The sequence below is a fragment of the Enterobacter cloacae complex sp. IR5422 genome (assembly GCF_049238165.1).
In the GTDB taxonomy this organism is placed as follows: Bacteria; Pseudomonadota; Gammaproteobacteria; order Enterobacterales; family Enterobacteriaceae; genus Enterobacter; species Enterobacter roggenkampii.
This window is the reverse complement of sequence record NZ_JBMKHT010000018.1, coordinates 26,844-41,907: the sequence shown is the minus strand read 5'-3', so window position 1 is coordinate 41,907 and position 15,064 is coordinate 26,844. Positions and strand designations below refer to the sequence as shown.

Genomic DNA, 15,064 nt, shown 5'->3' with positions numbered 1-15,064 from the left:
CGTCTGCTATGCTTTTTTGTTAAGTCCATCATGATTTTCTCAGAAGTGTGAACTAACGCACTCAGCTAACGCTTTTATTTCCAAGGAGTAATCATTTATGAACCAGCTAGACGGCATCAAACAATTCACCACGGTGGTGGCAGACAGCGGCGATATCGAGTCGATTCGCCACTATCAGCCGGAGGATGCGACCACCAACCCTTCGCTACTGCTCAAGGCAGCCGGGCTTACCCATTTTAGTCATCTGATTGATGACGCCATTGCCTACGGAAAACAGCGCGGGAAGACGCAGGAACAGCAGGTCGCCGAAGCCAGCGACAAGCTGGCAGTTAATTTTGGTGCGGAAATTCTTAAAAGCATTCCGGGACGCGTCTCGACCGAAGTTGACGCCCGCCTCTCGTTCGATAAAGAAAAGAGCATCAACAAGGCTCGCCGCCTGGTGGAACTCTACCAGGAGCAGGGGATCGATAAATCACGCATTCTGATCAAGCTGGCGTCGACCTGGGAAGGCATCCGCGCGGCAGAGGTGCTGGAAAAAGAGGGAATTCACTGCAACCTGACGCTGCTGTTCTCCTTTGCCCAGGCGCGCGCCTGTGCCGAAGCGGGCGTGTTCCTGGTGTCACCGTTTGTTGGCCGCATCTACGACTGGTACCAGGCGAAACAGCCGATGGATCCGTACGTGGTGGATGAGGACCCGGGCGTGAAATCGGTTCGCAATATCTACGACTACTACAAGCAGCATCGCTACGAAACTATCGTGATGGGGGCCAGCTTCCGCCGTACCGAGCAGATCCTCGCCCTGGCGGGCTGCGACCGCCTGACCATCTCCCCTAACCTGCTCCAGGAGCTACAGGATAAAGAAGAGACGGTCATCCGCAAGCTGATCCCCACCTCTACCGTTCTGCCAAAACCGAAAGCCATGACCGAAGCCGAATTCCACTGGGAGCACAATCAGGACGCCATGGCCGTGGAAAAACTGGCGGAAGGTATCCGCCTGTTCGCCGTCGACCAGCGCAAACTTGAAGATCTTCTCGCTGCCAAACTTTAACCTTGCCACGGAGTGAACTATGTCCCGTAAAGAGCTCGCCAATGCCATCCGCGCCCTCAGCATGGATGCCGTGCAGAAAGCCAATTCTGGCCATCCCGGCGCACCGATGGGCATGGCCGATATTGCCGAAGTCCTGTGGAACGACTTCCTGAAGCACAACCCTAACGATCCCACCTGGTACGACCGTGACCGCTTTATTCTCTCCAACGGCCACGCCTCGATGCTGCTCTACAGCCTGCTGCACCTGTCCGGTTACGATCTGCCACTTGAGGAGCTGAAAAACTTCCGCCAGCTGCACTCTAAAACCCCGGGTCACCCGGAGATCGGCTATACGCCGGGCGTGGAGACCACCACCGGGCCGCTCGGTCAGGGGCTGGCAAATGCGGTCGGGCTGGCGATTGCCGAGCGTACGCTGGCGGCACAGTTCAACCAGCCGGACCACGAGATTGTCGATCACTACACCTACGTGTTTATGGGTGACGGCTGCCTGATGGAGGGGATTTCCCATGAGGTCTGCTCCCTGGCGGGCACCCTGGGGCTCGGCAAGCTGATTGGCTTCTACGATCACAACGGCATCTCCATCGACGGGGAAACCGAGGGCTGGTTCACCGACGACACGGCAAAACGCTTCGAGGCCTACCACTGGCACGTAGTGCACGAGATCGACGGCCACGATCCTGAGGCGGTGAAAAAAGCGATTCAGGAAGCGCAGAGCGTGAAGGACAAACCGTCCCTGATTATCTGCCGCACGGTTATCGGCTTCGGCTCGCCGAACAAGGCGGGCAAAGAAGAGGCGCACGGCGCGGCGCTGGGTGACGAAGAAGTGGCGCTGACCCGGCAGAAGCTGGGCTGGAAATACCCGCCGTTTGAGATCCCGAAAGAGATCTACCGGGCGTGGGATGCCCGTGAAGACGGTGAGAAAGCCCAGCAGGCCTGGAACGAGAAATTCGCCGCCTACAAAAAAGCGTACCCGGAACTGGCCGCCGAGTTTTCCCGGCGCATGAGCGGCGGTCTGCCGGAGGACTGGGACGATAAAACCCAGGCGCTGATTGAAAACCTGCAGTCCAACCCGGCAAAAATCGCCACCCGTAAGGCGTCGCAAAACACCCTGAATGCGATTGGCCCTCTCCTTCCTGAGCTGCTGGGCGGCTCGGCGGACCTGGCACCGAGTAACCTGACCATCTGGTCGGGCTCGAAATCGCTGAAGGAGGATATTGCCGGGAACTATATCCACTACGGCGTGCGCGAGTTCGGGATGACCGCGATCGCCAACGGCATCGCCCATCACGGCGGCTTCGTGCCCTACACCGCCACCTTCCTGATGTTTGTCGAGTACGCCCGTAACGCGGCGCGCATGGCAGCGCTGATGAAGGCGCGGCAGATTATGGTCTATACCCACGACTCCATCGGTCTGGGAGAAGACGGTCCCACCCACCAGGCGGTGGAACAGCTGGCGAGCCTGCGTTTAACGCCCAACTTCAGCACCTGGCGTCCCTGCGATCAGGTCGAAGCGGCGGTGGGCTGGAAGCTGGCGGTAGAACGCCATAACGGCCCGACGGCGCTGATCCTGTCACGCCAGAACCTGACGCAGATTGAGCGCACGCCGGAGCAGGTGAAAAACATTGCCCGCGGCGGCTATACCCTGAAAGACAGCGGCGGCAAGCCGGACGTGATCCTGATTGCGACCGGTTCCGAGGTGGAAATCACGGTAAAAGCGGCGGAAAAACTGACCGCCGAAGGCCACGCGGTGCGCGTGGTGTCCCTGCCCTCAACGGATATCTTTGACGCCCAGGACGAAGCGTACCGGGAATCGGTGCTGCCCTCTAACGTCGCGGCGCGCGTGGCGGTGGAGGCCGGTATTGCCGACTACTGGTACAAGTATGTCGGGCTCAAAGGGGCGATTGTTGGGATGCGGGGCTACGGTGAGTCCGCCCCTGCCGACAAGCTGTTCCCGTACTTTGGCTTTACCGTTGAGAACGTGGTAGAGAAGGCGCTGAGCGTGATTTAGTGCGGTCTGCGTTGCCGGGTGGCGGCTACGCCTTACCCGGCCTACAAAACCACCAAACCGTAGGCCGGGTAAGCGACAGCGCCACCCGGCAAAAAGCTACCGCGTGATCCACAGCGTGGGCCAGGCGTCTGGCCCATTCCAGTTATCACAGCTGGGTTCCTCGGCATAGCGCACCAGGCGGAAACGCTGGCCGTCAAACCGCCAGCGCGTCTGGATCCCACAATCCCCCATACCGCGCCCCAGCGAGAGCGTGGTCAGCTCACGCGTCTTTTCATCAAAGCTGGCGTTCATCAACTCGATTTCGCTGCTGTCGCTTGACGGCGTAAACGGCAGACGCAGCCTCACGCTGCGGGCAGAGAACGGTTTTTTACGTGACACCAGCCACGCCAGATCGACCGTGTTATAGGCCCCCGCCTCGCAGCTGACGATCAGCAGCGCTTTGTCATCGGTTAACGCGGTGACGCGCACTTCGCGACGGTTAGGATCCAGCGAGCACTGGCTGCTGTTCATCCTGCCGGTACCATAATCCAGCAGATCGTTCAGTTCAGCGTGGGAAAGCGGTGTTGGGGTAGGATTAACGATCGCCACCTTTTTCAGGGCAGGTGCGGGCGGCACGCTTAACGGCGGATCGTCACCTTTCTTGATCCACGCGGTTTCGCTGCCAACGCGCTTTTGCTGGGCATCAATGAACAGCAGCGCGGCTTTCAGACCGGCCAGTGAAATCACCTGCTTACCGCCTCGCAGAGTCAGGGCTTTTCCTTCCTGGATGTTTTTCAGAAAGGCGGTGATGGTGGTCGCATCGTCCGTTTTCAGATGCCAGGGGGTGAGCTGCCAGCGCTGTTTGTCGAGCTTCAGGGGAACATTATCCAGCAGCAGCCGCGGGGCAATATCCGGCTCTTTCACGGAGGGGGTATCAAGACCGCCGAGATCGATACGCAGCGTGGCATCCGTTTTCGCCCCGGCGCTCCGGGTGAGCGTCATGACCAGACCGCGGTGTTCGCCCGTGTTGCGGGCAAGGCAAAAGTTCTGGTTATTGCAGGTCACCTGCCAGTCAGAGAAGGCTTGCTGCGCGGGTGCAGCCCGCACCTGCGGCGCGAGGAGCACACAAAACAGGGAAAATAAAAAGACGCTGTAGCGCATGAATGACACAATCCCGGAACGAAAACGCATAACAGGGCAGTATCTTCGTGTTCACGCCGGGGTTGCTCAATCGGATTTATCAGATATACCTGAAAAACAGGCTATATCCGTTCGAAAGGGGTGTTCATCAGCCCGGTTGTCTGTAAATACTGCAGCAATATCACCGCTTTACCATCCCTGATTTCGCCTGAACGCACCATCTCCAGCGCTCGGGCAAAAGGAAGCTCCAGCACGTCGATATCTTCATCCTCTACGCCACCGCCCCGGTGCGTGCGCTGTGCGTCGCTGTATTCAGCAATAAAGAAATGGACAATTTCCGTCACGCCGCCCGGGGACATGTACAGCTCGAAGACCTTTTTGACCTCGCCCACTTCAAAGCCGGTCTCTTCGACGGCCTCTTTGCGGATGCAGACTTCCGGCTCATCGTCATCGAGCAGGCCCGCGCAGGTTTCAATCAGACGTCCGTCAGGATTGCCATTGACCCATGTTGCCACCCTGAACTGACGGATCAGCACCACGCTCTGCTTTTCACGGTTATAGAGCAGGATGGTTGCTCCGTTACCACGGTCATAGACCTCGCGCTTGTGGCGGATCACTTCACCGTTGTTACGTGTAAGATCATAGGTAATGTTACGCAGGACAAAGTAGTTTTCAGAGAGAATTTTGTCTTTGATAACGTCAATTTTCAGGGTCATACGGGCTCCACGGCACAATGAGTCGTCCTATACTACGCCGTGAATCCCGCTTTGTCGTCCGCCGGATTAATGATGTTGTGGTACATCAACTCCCAGCCAGTCGAGTATCCCCTGCGCGGCATGACGCCCTTCCGCCATCGCGGTGACGACCAGATCCGCGCCGCGTACCGCATCGCCCCCGGCGAAGATTTGCGGGTTGGTTGTCTGATAGCGGTAGCGGCTCTCGACCGAGGCCACGATCCGCCCCCAGTCATCCGTTTCGACACCCTGCGCCTGCAGCCACGGCATCGCGTGCGGATTAAAGCCAAACGCCATGATGACTGCATCCGCGGCCATCACAAACTCGCTGCCCGCCACCGGAACGGGCCGACGACGCCCCTGCGCATCCGGCTCACCGAGCGCGGTACGCAGCATCCGGATACCGTTGACCTTACCGTTCGGATCCAGCGTCAGCTCAACCGGCTGGACGTTAAACTCAAATGACGCCCCCTCTTCTCTGGCGTTCTGCACCTCTTTCTTCGAGCCCGGCATGTTGGCCTCATCCCGACGATAGGCGCAGGTGACCGTCGCCGCGCCGTGACGTAACGCCGTGCGGACGCAGTCCATCGCGGTATCGCCTCCACCCAGCACCACCACGTTCAGGCCACGGGTGTCGATGAACGGCTCGCTGGCCGTCGCCTCCAGCCCCATAACATGCCGCGTGTTGCCCACCAGGAAAGGCAGCGCGTCGTAGACCCCTGGCGCATCCTCGTTCGGGATACCCGCCTTCATCGAACGATAGGTACCCACGCCAATAAACAGGGCGTCGTAATCGCTCTTGAGCTGCGACATCGACACGTCCTGGCCCACCTCGCAGTTCAGCTCGAAGCGGATCCCCATCGCGGTAAAGATCTCTCTGCGCCGCGCGAGCAGCGATTTATCGAGCTTAAATGCCGGGATGCCAAAGGTCAGCAAACCGCCGATCTCCGGATGCCGGTCATAGACCGTCACGCTCACGCCGCGGCGCGCCAGCACGTCGGCGCACGCCAGCCCGGCGGGCCCCGCGCCGACAATCGCGACACGTTTACCTGACGGCGTGACGGCGGACATATCCGGCCGCCAGCCCATCGCCAGCGCCCGATCGGAGATGTAGCGCTCGATGTTGCCGATCGTCACGGCCCCCGCCGCGTCACGAAGCGTGCAGGCTCCCTCGCATAGCCGGTCCTGCGGGCAGACGCGACCGGTAATTTCAGGTAAACAGTTGGTCTGATGAGAAAGCTCGGCCGCGCCGGTGATATCCCCCGCGTTGAGGCGCTCAATCCACTGCGGGATGTGGTTGTGCAGCGGGCAGGTCCATTCGCAAATGCTGTGCTCTCCGCACTTCAGGCAGCGCGACACCTCGCGGGCGGCCTGTTCGGCCCGGAACGGCAGGTAAATTTCGTTAAAATGGCCCACGCGCTCTGCGCCAGCCAGCTTGTCGGGCTCGCCGCGGGGCGGGGTCGTTTGCATCTGCTGCAGTTTGGTACGCGGCGCGTCCACGCTGACGGCCTCGGCACCATGCCAGGGCTGCGCCTCCAGGCAGGCCGTGCGCTGTCGGCGCGATTTCGCCAGGTTTTCCAGCGCGGCGGGCGTCGCCAGGGAGAGGACATCCGCCGGGCAATTTTCGATACAGGCCGGGCCGTGTGGACGCGTCAGACAGAGATCGCATTTATTCGCCGAGGCCTTCACGCTGCCATTGTCGAGCGGAGTGACGATAATCTCCATCGTGCCAAACGGGCAGGCCACCACGCAGGCCTTACAGCCGATGCATTTTTGTTGATTCACCTGTACGCTGTCATCGCATTTGCTGATGGCGCCGTTCGGGCAGCTTTGCGCGCAGGGTGCATTTTCGCAATGATGACAGGTCACGGGGTGGCTCTTCTCGCCGGATCTCAGGACCGTGATACGGGGATGAAAATGGTGCTCGCTCAGGGCATGCTGCTCACCGTTGTGCGCCATCACGCAGGCGACTTCGCAGGCGCGACACCCAATGCACTGCTGGCTGTTAGCCATAATAAAACGATTCATAACCACACCTGTTTTTGGTTCAATAACCTTTCTCTTTATAAGAGTATGGTATTTACGCATCACGGTGCGTTCGGGCAATGTTCAAATGCCAGAAGCGCCCAATTATTTCCAGTGAACCTGTGGCAGATCAATTTTATTCAGAGAGCCGTTCTGTGACCGTTAAACGACCCGTTTCCGGAAGCCTTGCCTGGGCTTTCTTTTCGATCATTGCCCTATCCGTGCTCAGCAGCACCGTCGCGTTGCTGACGCTGGCCAGCAGCCAGCGCGATGCCGAAGCCATCAACATCGCTGGCTCACTGCGCATGCAGAGCTATCGTCTGGGCTACGAGATGCAGCGCAACAGCCCTTCCCTTTCGGCACATCGCGAGAGCTGGCAACAGACGCTCGGCGCGCCTGCCCTGCAGAAGCTGAACCGCTGGTACGTTCCGGACAATGTGAAAGCACGCTATCAGCAGCTGCATGTGGCCTGGCAGGAGATGGATGCGCATATCGCCCGCGGCGACAGCGCGTGGTATCAACGCAATATTGAGGATTTTGTCGGCCGCATTGATGCCTTTGTGCTCGCCCTCCAGCACTACACCGAACATAAAATTCAAACGGTCACCCTGCTCTCGCTGGCTGGCGCACTCGGGATCCTGCTGCTGACGCTGTTTACCCTGCGACGCATCCGTCGCCAGGTGGTGCTTCCGCTAAACAACCTGGTGGCGGCCAGCGAACGCATTGAGCGCGGCGAGTTTGCCACCCCTGCGCCGGACAGTGCCCTGCCGAACGAGCTGGGCCAGCTTTCGCGCGCCTTTAACCACATGTCAGCCGAGCTTGATACACTCTACCGTTCGCTCGAAGCCTCGGTTGCGGAAAAGACGCGGCACCTGCACGAAGCCCACCAGCAGCTCGACATGCTGTTTAAGTGCTCGCAGGCGCTCAATACCGGCCAGATAGACAGCCACTGTTTCCGGCATATCCTGCAGATTGTCCATGACTATACGCAGATGAATTATCTGGAACTGCGCACCAGCGACGACTGGCGGCTGTGCGAAGGGACGGAGGCTGAGGGTACCCCTCTGCAAAACCTGCCGGTACTGATGCAGGACACGCTCTACGGCGAGCTGCGCTGGCAAAGCGAGGCGGACAGCGTCCCCCTTCCGCTGATGAGAAGCGTGGCGACCATGCTCGGGCGCGGGCTGTACTTTAACCAGGCGCAAAAGCATTACCAGCAGCTGCTGCTGATGGAAGAGCGCGCCACCATTGCCCGCGAGCTGCACGATTCGCTGGCGCAGGTGCTGTCGTATCTGCGCATTCAGCTTGCGCTGCTCAAACGCGCCGTGCCGGAAGAAAATACCCAAGCGCAGGCCATTATTACCGACTTCTCCCGCGAGCTGAACAACGCCTGGCAGCAGCTGCGCGAGCTGCTGACCACCTTCCGCCTGACGTTGAACCACGCGAATTTACCCGCGGCGCTGCAGGAGTCACTCGATGTCCTGCAGAGCCAGACGCAGGCGAAACTGCATCTCGACTGCCGCCTCTCCTCGCTGGCGCTCGACGCGCAAAAGCAGGTGCACCTGTTACAGATCGTGCGTGAGGCGGTGTTGAACGCCATTAAGCACGCGCAGGCCAGCGAGATCACCGTGAGCTGCGTGACCGCAGCGGACGGTACGCACAGCGTCAGCATTCGCGACAACGGCATCGGGATTGGCGAGGCCAGCGAGCCGCCGGGACACTACGGTCTGAACATTATGCGCGAACGCGCGCAGCGGCTTGGAGGAGTGCTGCACTTTTCACAGCCGCAAAACGGCGGCACGCTGGTCAGCGTGACGTTTCCGGCGCCCACGCCGTTAACGGGTAAATAACGGTAAAGAGGGAAGCGCAGGGAAAAGCGCATGATAATTTACACTATCTCCTTTATTTCTCCACGTTTGACCTGGGCCTTACCGCTAAAGTTATGCGGGCAATAAACAATAATGACGTGCAGCAAAACGAGGTCACACTTTCATGGCGAATTTTTTCATCGATCGCCCCATTTTTGCCTGGGTGCTTGCCATCCTGTTGTGTCTGACAGGTGTCCTGGCGATTACGTCACTTCCCGTTGAGCAATACCCCGACCTGGCACCGCCGAACGTGCGCGTCACCGCAAACTACCCCGGCGCGTCCGCTCAGACGCTGGAAAATACCGTGACGCAGGTTATCGAGCAGAACATGACGGGTCTGGATAACCTGATGTACATGTCCTCACAAAGCAGCGCCACGGGACAGGCGACGGTCACCCTGAGCTTTAAGGCGGGCACCGACCCGGACGAAGCGGTGCAGCAGGTCCAAAACCAGCTGCAGTCGGCCATGCGCAAGCTGCCCCAGGCGGTGCAAAACCAGGGCGTGACCGTGCGTAAAACCGGCGATACCAACATATTGACCATCGCGTTTGTCTCGACAGATGGCTCGATGGATAAACAGGACATCGCGGACTACGTCGCCAGTAATATTCAGGATCCCATCAGCCGGATTAACGGCGTCGGGGATATCGACGCCTACGGCTCACAGTACTCCATGCGTATCTGGCTCGATCCCAACAAGCTGAACAGCTACCAGATGACGGCAACCGACGTGACGGATGCTATCAAAGCCCAGAACGCCCAGATTGCCGTGGGGCAACTGGGGGGAACGCCTTCCGTTGATAAGCAAGCCCTGAACGCCACCATTAATTCGCAATCCCTGCTGCAGACACCGGACCAGTTCCGCAATATCACCCTGCGCGTGAATCAGGACGGGTCGGAAGTGCGTCTCGGCGATGTCGCCACGGTGGAAATGGGGGCGGAGAAATACGACTACCTGAGCCGCTTTAACGGCAATCAGGCCTCCGGTCTGGGGATTAAGCTGGCCTCCGGCGCGAACGAAATGGCGACGGCAAAACTGGTGTTAGACCGTCTGGACGAGCTGTCGCAGTATTTCCCGCACGGGCTGGAGTACAAAGTCGCCTATGAAACCACCTCCTTCGTAAAAGCCTCCATTGAGGACGTGGTGAAGACTCTACTCGAAGCCATCGCGCTGGTGTTCCTGGTCATGTACCTGTTCCTGCAAAACTTCCGCGCGACGCTGATCCCCACCATTGCCGTCCCCGTCGTGCTGCTGGGGACCTTTGCGGTGCTCTACGCCTTCGGGTACAGCATTAATACCCTGACGATGTTTGCGATGGTGCTGGCGATCGGCCTTCTGGTGGATGATGCCATCGTGGTGGTTGAAAACGTCGAGCGCATTATGAGCGAAGAAGGGCTCTCTCCGCGCCAGGCGACGCGCAAGTCCATGGGGCAAATTCAGGGGGCGCTGGTCGGGATTGCGATGGTGCTGTCGGCCGTCTTTATCCCGATGGCCTTCTTTGGCGGCACCACCGGGGCGATTTATCGCCAGTTCTCGATCACCATCGTCTCGGCGATGGTGCTCTCCGTGCTGGTCGCGCTGATCCTCACCCCCGCGCTGTGCGCCACCATTCTGAAACCGCTGCACAAAGGGGAGCATCACGGGCAGAAAGGGTTCTTCGGCTGGTTTAACCGGATGTTCAACCGCAACGCCGCGCGCTATGAATCTGCCGTGGGTCGCGTACTGCACCGCAGCCTGCGCTGGATGATGATTTACGTTGTGCTGCTGGGCGGGATGGTGTGGCTGTTCCTGCACCTGCCCACCTCGTTCCTGCCGATGGAAGACCGGGGGATGTTCACCACCTCGGTGCAGCTTCCGAGCGGCGCAACGCAGCAGCAGACGCTGAAAGTGGTGCAGAAAGTGGAACAGTATTTCTTCACCAAAGAGAAAGATAACGTTGTCTCGGTCTTCTCCACCGTCGGTTCCGGCCCGGGCGGAAACGGGCAGAACGTTGCCCGCATGTTTGTCCGCCTGAAGGACTGGGACGAACGCGATACCCGGACGGGCACCTCGTTTGCCATCATTGAACGTGCGACAAAAGCCTTTGCGCACATCAAAGAAGCGCGCGTCTTCGCCAGCAGCCCACCGGCGATAAGCGGCCTGGGCAGTTCAGCCGGGTTTGATATGGAGCTGCAGGATCACGCCGGGGCGGGCCACACGGCGCTGATGGCGGCACGCGATAAGCTGTTAGCGCTGGCAGGCAACGATCCCGGCCTGACCCGCGTTCGCCATAACGGCCTCGACGACAGCCCGCAGCTTCAGGTGGATATCGATCAGCGAAAGGCGCAGGCGCTGGGTGTGTCGATCAACGATATCAACGACACCCTGCAAACGGCGTGGGGGTCGAGCTATGTGAATGACTTTATGGATCGCGGCCGCGTGAAAAAAGTGTATGTCCAGTCCGCCGCGCCGTTCCGCATGCTGCCGGATGATATTAACCGCTGGTTTGTCAGAAATAATGCTGGCGGCATGGTGCCGTTCTCAGCCTTTGCCAGTTCGCACTGGGAGAGCGGATCGCCACGCCTGGAACGCTATAACGGCTATTCTGCGGTTGAAATCGTCGGGGAAGCCGCGCCGGGCGTCAGCACCGGTACCGCCATGGACACCATGGAAAAACTGGTGCAACAGCTGCCCGCCGGTTTTGGTCTCGAGTGGACGGCCATGTCTTACCAGGAGCGTCTCTCAGGGGCGCAGGCCCCCGCCCTTTACGCGCTCTCTCTGCTGGTGGTCTTCCTCTGCCTTGCCGCCCTGTATGAGAGCTGGTCGGTCCCGTTCTCGGTCATGCTGGTCGTGCCCCTTGGGGTTATCGGTGCGCTGCTCGCAACGTGGATGCGCGGCCTGGAGAACGATGTCTACTTCCAGGTGGGCCTGCTCACCGTCATTGGGCTGTCGGCGAAAAACGCCATTCTGATCGTTGAGTTTGCTAACGAGATGAATGCCAAAGGCCACGAGCTGATGGCCGCCACGCTGCACGCCTGCCGTCAGCGCCTGCGTCCGATCCTGATGACATCGCTGGCGTTTATTTTTGGTGTACTGCCGATGGCGACCAGCACCGGTGCAGGTTCCAGCAGCCAGCATGCCGTCGGCACGGGGGTGATGGGCGGCATGATTTCGGCCACCATCCTGGCCATTTACTTCGTTCCGCTGTTCTTTGTGCTGGTGCGTCGCCGCTTCCCGCTAAAGGAACGTCCTGAGTAAGTGGTTGAAATAAAAAAAGGCGGCTTTATCGGCCGCCTTTTTACTGTGTGATTAATTCACACTATGGTTATTTTACTTATTTTAGTGCTCTTGCAATTCTTACTGAATGTCATTTACGAAGCATACCTTCGATAAAATCTTTCCAGTTCCCCAGTTCACGTTCAATCATAACAACCTCTCTTATTATTATGCGCATTCTACAAAAACGTACCATCATTGTGAAGACTATTTAACCAATTGCTGTGATTGTACCCTACGTCCTGCGGGGATTTATGATAAATATGAACGGAGAGCCCTCAATTTTTTGTGACGGCCAGCAATATTTTGAAATAACCCTACGAACGGGTGAGTTTTATTTTATTTGCTGAGTTTATTGGATTTTTAAAGTTAATGGACATCTATGCTTAAATGATGAAAGAATATTCAGCGTACAGTTGTGAGTCGAATTAAGAAGACGTATTAATCCAGACAATTCCTGAATGTGTTATATTCCACTTAAGGATATATCTTCGAATTTACTGAACATTTAATTATCAGAACATCAAAAGGATTCACCATGGTTGTGATGTACGGCATTAAAAATTGCGACACCATCAAAAAAGCCCGCCGCTGGCTGGACGCTAACAGCGTGGAGTACCGCTTCCACGATTACCGTGCCGACGGGCTCGATGCAGAATTTCTGCATAGCGCTATTCGCGAACTGGGTTGGGAAGCCCTGCTGAACACCCGCGGCACCACCTGGCGTAAACTGGACGACTCTCTGCGCGCCAGCATCACCGATGCCGACAGCGCGGCAAAACTGATGCTCGAGATGCCGGCAATTATCAAACGCCCATTGCTCTGCGCGCCAGGGCAGCCTATGCTGCTGGGTTTCAGTGAAACCCTTTATTCCGACTTTTTTCGTTGAGGTGTAGTTTATGTCATGCCCGGTCATTGAGCTGACTCAGCAGCTTATTCGCCGTCCTTCCCTTAGCCCGGACGACGCAGGTTGTCAGGCTCTTATGATTGAACGCCTGCGTGCCATCGGTTTTACCGTTGAACGCATGGACTTTGGCGATACCCAGAACTTCTGGGCGTGGCGCGGACAGGGCGAAACGCTGGCCTTCGCCGGGCATACTGACGTCGTTCCCGCCGGTGACGCGGATCGCTGGATTAACCCGCCGTTTGAGCCGACCATTCGCGATGGCATGCTGTTTGGTCGCGGCGCGGCAGACATGAAAGGCTCTCTGGCGGCGATGGTCGTGGCGGCAGAGCGCTTTGTGGCGCAGCATCCGAATCACAAAAACCGTCTCGCGTTTTTGATCACCTCCGACGAAGAAGCCAGCGCGCACAACGGCACCGTGAAGGTCGTCGAAGCGCTGATGGCACGCAACGAGCGTCTCGACTACTGCCTGGTCGGTGAGCCGTCCAGTACCGAAGTGGTGGGTGACGTCGTCAAAAACGGTCGCCGTGGCTCGCTGACCTGTAACCTGACCATTCACGGCGTTCAGGGGCACGTTGCGTATCCGCATCTGGCCGATAACCCGGTCCACCGCGCCGCGCCAATGCTGAGCGAGCTGGTGGCGATTGAGTGGGATAAGGGCAACGAGTTCTTCCCGCCGACCAGCATGCAGATTGCGAACGTCAAGGCCGGGACCGGCAGCAATAACGTGATCCCGGGGGATTACGTCGTCCAGTTCAACTTCCGCTTCAGCACGGAACTGACCGATGAGATGATCAAGGCGCGCGTTATCGCCCTGCTGGAAAAATATCAGCTGCGTTACACCGTGGAGTGGTGGCTTTCCGGCCAGCCGTTCCTGACGCAGCGCGGTAAACTGGTGGATGCGGTGGTGAACGCCATCGAGCACTATAATGAAATTAAGCCACAGCTGCTGACAACGGGTGGCACCTCAGACGGACGCTTTATCGCCCGTATGGGTGCTCAGGTTGTCGAACTGGGGCCAGTGAACGCAACCATTCATAAAATAAATGAGTGTGTCAATGCGGCAGATTTACAACTGCTGGCCCGTATGTATCAACGTATTATGGAGCAAATCGTCGCCTGACGAACGCTCTGAGAGGAATAGCGAATGGATTGGCTTTCAAAGTACTGGTGGGTTCTGGTGTTGGTTTTTCTGGTCGGCGTACTGCTGAACGTGATTAAAGACCTTAAGCGCGTTGACCATAAAAAATTTCTCGCCAACAAGCCGGATCTTCCCCCGCACCGTGATTTCAACGACAAGTGGGACGATGACGACGACTGGCCGAAGAAGGATCAGAAGAAGTAATCGATCCGATTCCCCCTCTCCATGGGAGAGGGGGAAGAATCACATAAACTCAACAATATCATCGTCATCCGGCTTACCGCCGCTGAGCGCTTCATCAAAGTAGTGCTTCGGTACGGTATAGCGCAGATGGTCAAGCGCAAACTGCATGCTGCGGTCGTCAATGGCGTGGCCCAGATCGTCAACGATATCCAGCGTCACATCCCCACCCTCACGAATCAGCGCTTCCTGGGCAGCAACCGCATGCGAGAGCTCAATCACCCGGTCTTCACCGCCGTGGATTAAGTGGATCGTGGTTTGCGTGGTTGCGCTTGTCGGTAACGTCGCAAAACGGCCGTTAAAGGCGATCACCCGTGACACCAGACCCGGCTGCGCCTTTACGCTTTCCAGCGACATGATTGACCCCTGCGAGAAGCCAATCAGCGCGGTCGCTTCGGCTCCTACGCCGCTCTGCTGCTGCCAGTAGCGGACGACGTCGATAAAGGTCGGCATGATGGCGTCGATACGCGCCTGACGGTTCTCTTCCGTCACGCCCTGAACCGAGAACCACTGGCGCCCGTTCGGGCCGCATGGCTCTACGCCGCCGATGCTGACAATCAGCGCTTCCGGGAAAACGGGTGCAAACCAGCTGCCAATCTGCCCCATATTGACGGCATTATCGCCAACCCCATGAAACAGAAGCAGTAACTGTTTAGCCGGTTTGTCAGGGCTTTGAACAACAAAATGGTCATGTTTCATGGTGGTCTCCTTAATAGATGAC

At 58.1% G+C, this 15,064-nt stretch carries 12 protein-coding genes; 7 read left to right on the top strand and 5 right to left on the bottom strand.

Going from position 1 to position 15,064, the window contains the following annotated elements:
• Positions 1–97 precede the first annotated feature (97 nt).
• Positions 98–1,048 carry a transaldolase gene (gene tal / locus ACOTXT_RS11075; protein WP_333164554.1) on the top strand — a complete coding sequence of 317 codons (951 nt, stop codon included), beginning with the start codon at positions 98–100 and terminating at the stop codon, positions 1,046–1,048.
• Positions 1,049–1,067: 19 nt separating this feature from the next.
• Positions 1,068–3,056: a transketolase gene (gene tkt / locus ACOTXT_RS11070; protein ID WP_333164559.1), complete on the top strand. Its 1,989-nt coding sequence runs from the start codon at positions 1,068–1,070 to the stop codon at positions 3,054–3,056.
• 96 nt (positions 3,057–3,152) lie between these two features.
• Here tkt and ACOTXT_RS11065 read toward each other — a convergent pair whose 3' ends face one another.
• The 3 genes from ACOTXT_RS11065 to aegA all read right to left on the bottom strand — a co-directional run bounded on the left by ACOTXT_RS11065 (position 3,153) and on the right by aegA (position 6,937).
• The gene (locus ACOTXT_RS11065; protein ID WP_055321499.1) at positions 3,153–4,196 is read right to left on the bottom strand and encodes a DUF1176 domain-containing protein; all 1,044 of its coding nucleotides are present in this window, start codon (positions 4,194–4,196) and stop codon (positions 3,153–3,155) included.
• A gap of 101 nt (positions 4,197–4,297) precedes the next feature.
• The gene (gene nudK / locus ACOTXT_RS11060; protein WP_025912781.1) at positions 4,298–4,891 is read right to left on the bottom strand and encodes a GDP-mannose pyrophosphatase NudK; all 594 of its coding nucleotides are present in this window, start codon (positions 4,889–4,891) and stop codon (positions 4,298–4,300) included.
• A 66-nt stretch (positions 4,892–4,957) separates the two neighbouring features.
• Positions 4,958–6,937 (bottom strand): formate-dependent uric acid utilization protein AegA, encoded by a 1,980-nt coding sequence (gene aegA / locus ACOTXT_RS11055; protein ID WP_055321494.1) that lies wholly within the window; start codon positions 6,935–6,937, stop codon positions 4,958–4,960.
• 152 nt (positions 6,938–7,089) lie between these two features.
• Here aegA and narQ point away from each other — a divergent pair, with 152 nt between their 5' ends.
• The gene (gene narQ / locus ACOTXT_RS11050) at positions 7,090–8,784 is read left to right on the top strand and encodes a nitrate/nitrite two-component system sensor histidine kinase NarQ (RefSeq protein ID WP_232946010.1); all 1,695 of its coding nucleotides are present in this window, start codon (positions 7,090–7,092) and stop codon (positions 8,782–8,784) included.
• Positions 8,785–8,926: 142 nt separating this feature from the next.
• Positions 8,927–12,040, top strand: coding sequence for a multidrug efflux RND transporter permease AcrD (gene acrD, locus ACOTXT_RS11045; RefSeq protein WP_008501624.1), 3,114 nt, complete (start codon positions 8,927–8,929; stop codon positions 12,038–12,040).
• A 109-nt stretch (positions 12,041–12,149) separates the two neighbouring features.
• On the opposite strand, the gene ypfM is transcribed toward acrD, so the two are convergent.
• A complete protein-coding gene (gene ypfM / locus ACOTXT_RS11040; protein WP_015572204.1) occupies positions 12,150–12,209 on the bottom strand; it encodes a protein YpfM in 60 nt (19 codons plus the stop codon).
• Positions 12,210–12,596: 387 nt separating this feature from the next.
• On the opposite strand from ypfM, the gene ACOTXT_RS11035 reads away from it, so the two are divergent.
• The 3 genes from ACOTXT_RS11035 to ACOTXT_RS11025 are packed head-to-tail and all read left to right on the top strand — an operon-like array spanning position 12,597 to position 14,307.
• On the top strand, positions 12,597–12,947 hold the full coding sequence (locus ACOTXT_RS11035; protein WP_008501625.1) for an ArsC family reductase: 351 nt from the start codon (positions 12,597–12,599) through the stop codon (positions 12,945–12,947).
• 10 nt (positions 12,948–12,957) lie between these two features.
• Positions 12,958–14,085 (top strand): succinyl-diaminopimelate desuccinylase, encoded by a 1,128-nt coding sequence (gene dapE, locus ACOTXT_RS11030; RefSeq protein ID WP_008501626.1) that lies wholly within the window; start codon positions 12,958–12,960, stop codon positions 14,083–14,085.
• 24 nt (positions 14,086–14,109) lie between these two features.
• Positions 14,110–14,307: a YpfN family protein gene (locus tag ACOTXT_RS11025; RefSeq protein ID WP_008501627.1), complete on the top strand. Its 198-nt coding sequence runs from the start codon at positions 14,110–14,112 to the stop codon at positions 14,305–14,307.
• A gap of 39 nt (positions 14,308–14,346) precedes the next feature.
• Here the strand turns inward: ACOTXT_RS11025 and ypfH are convergent, their stop codons facing one another.
• Positions 14,347–15,042, bottom strand: a complete 696-nt coding sequence (gene ypfH / locus ACOTXT_RS11020) for an esterase (protein WP_055321493.1) — start codon at positions 15,040–15,042, stop codon at positions 14,347–14,349.
• Between the last annotated feature and the right edge of the window lie 22 nt (positions 15,043–15,064).

Coding starts and splice junctions, on each gene's coding strand:
- ACOTXT_RS11065 (WP_055321499.1), bottom strand. CDS start 4,196: ATGCGCTACAGCGTCTTTTTATTTTCCCTGTTTTGTGTGCTCCTCGCG.
- ACOTXT_RS11035 (WP_008501625.1), top strand. CDS start 12,597: ATGGTTGTGATGTACGGCATTAAAAATTGCGACACCATCAAAAAAGCC.
- acrD (WP_008501624.1), top strand. CDS start 8,927: ATGGCGAATTTTTTCATCGATCGCCCCATTTTTGCCTGGGTGCTTGCC.
- aegA (WP_055321494.1), bottom strand. CDS start 6,937: ATGAATCGTTTTATTATGGCTAACAGCCAGCAGTGCATTGGGTGTCGC.
- dapE (WP_008501626.1), top strand. CDS start 12,958: ATGTCATGCCCGGTCATTGAGCTGACTCAGCAGCTTATTCGCCGTCCT.
- tal (WP_333164554.1), top strand. CDS start 98: ATGAACCAGCTAGACGGCATCAAACAATTCACCACGGTGGTGGCAGAC.
- nudK (WP_025912781.1), bottom strand. CDS start 4,891: ATGACCCTGAAAATTGACGTTATCAAAGACAAAATTCTCTCTGAAAAC.
- ACOTXT_RS11025 (WP_008501627.1), top strand. CDS start 14,110: ATGGATTGGCTTTCAAAGTACTGGTGGGTTCTGGTGTTGGTTTTTCTG.
- ypfH (WP_055321493.1), bottom strand. CDS start 15,042: ATGAAACATGACCATTTTGTTGTTCAAAGCCCTGACAAACCGGCTAAA.
- tkt (WP_333164559.1), top strand. CDS start 1,068: ATGTCCCGTAAAGAGCTCGCCAATGCCATCCGCGCCCTCAGCATGGAT.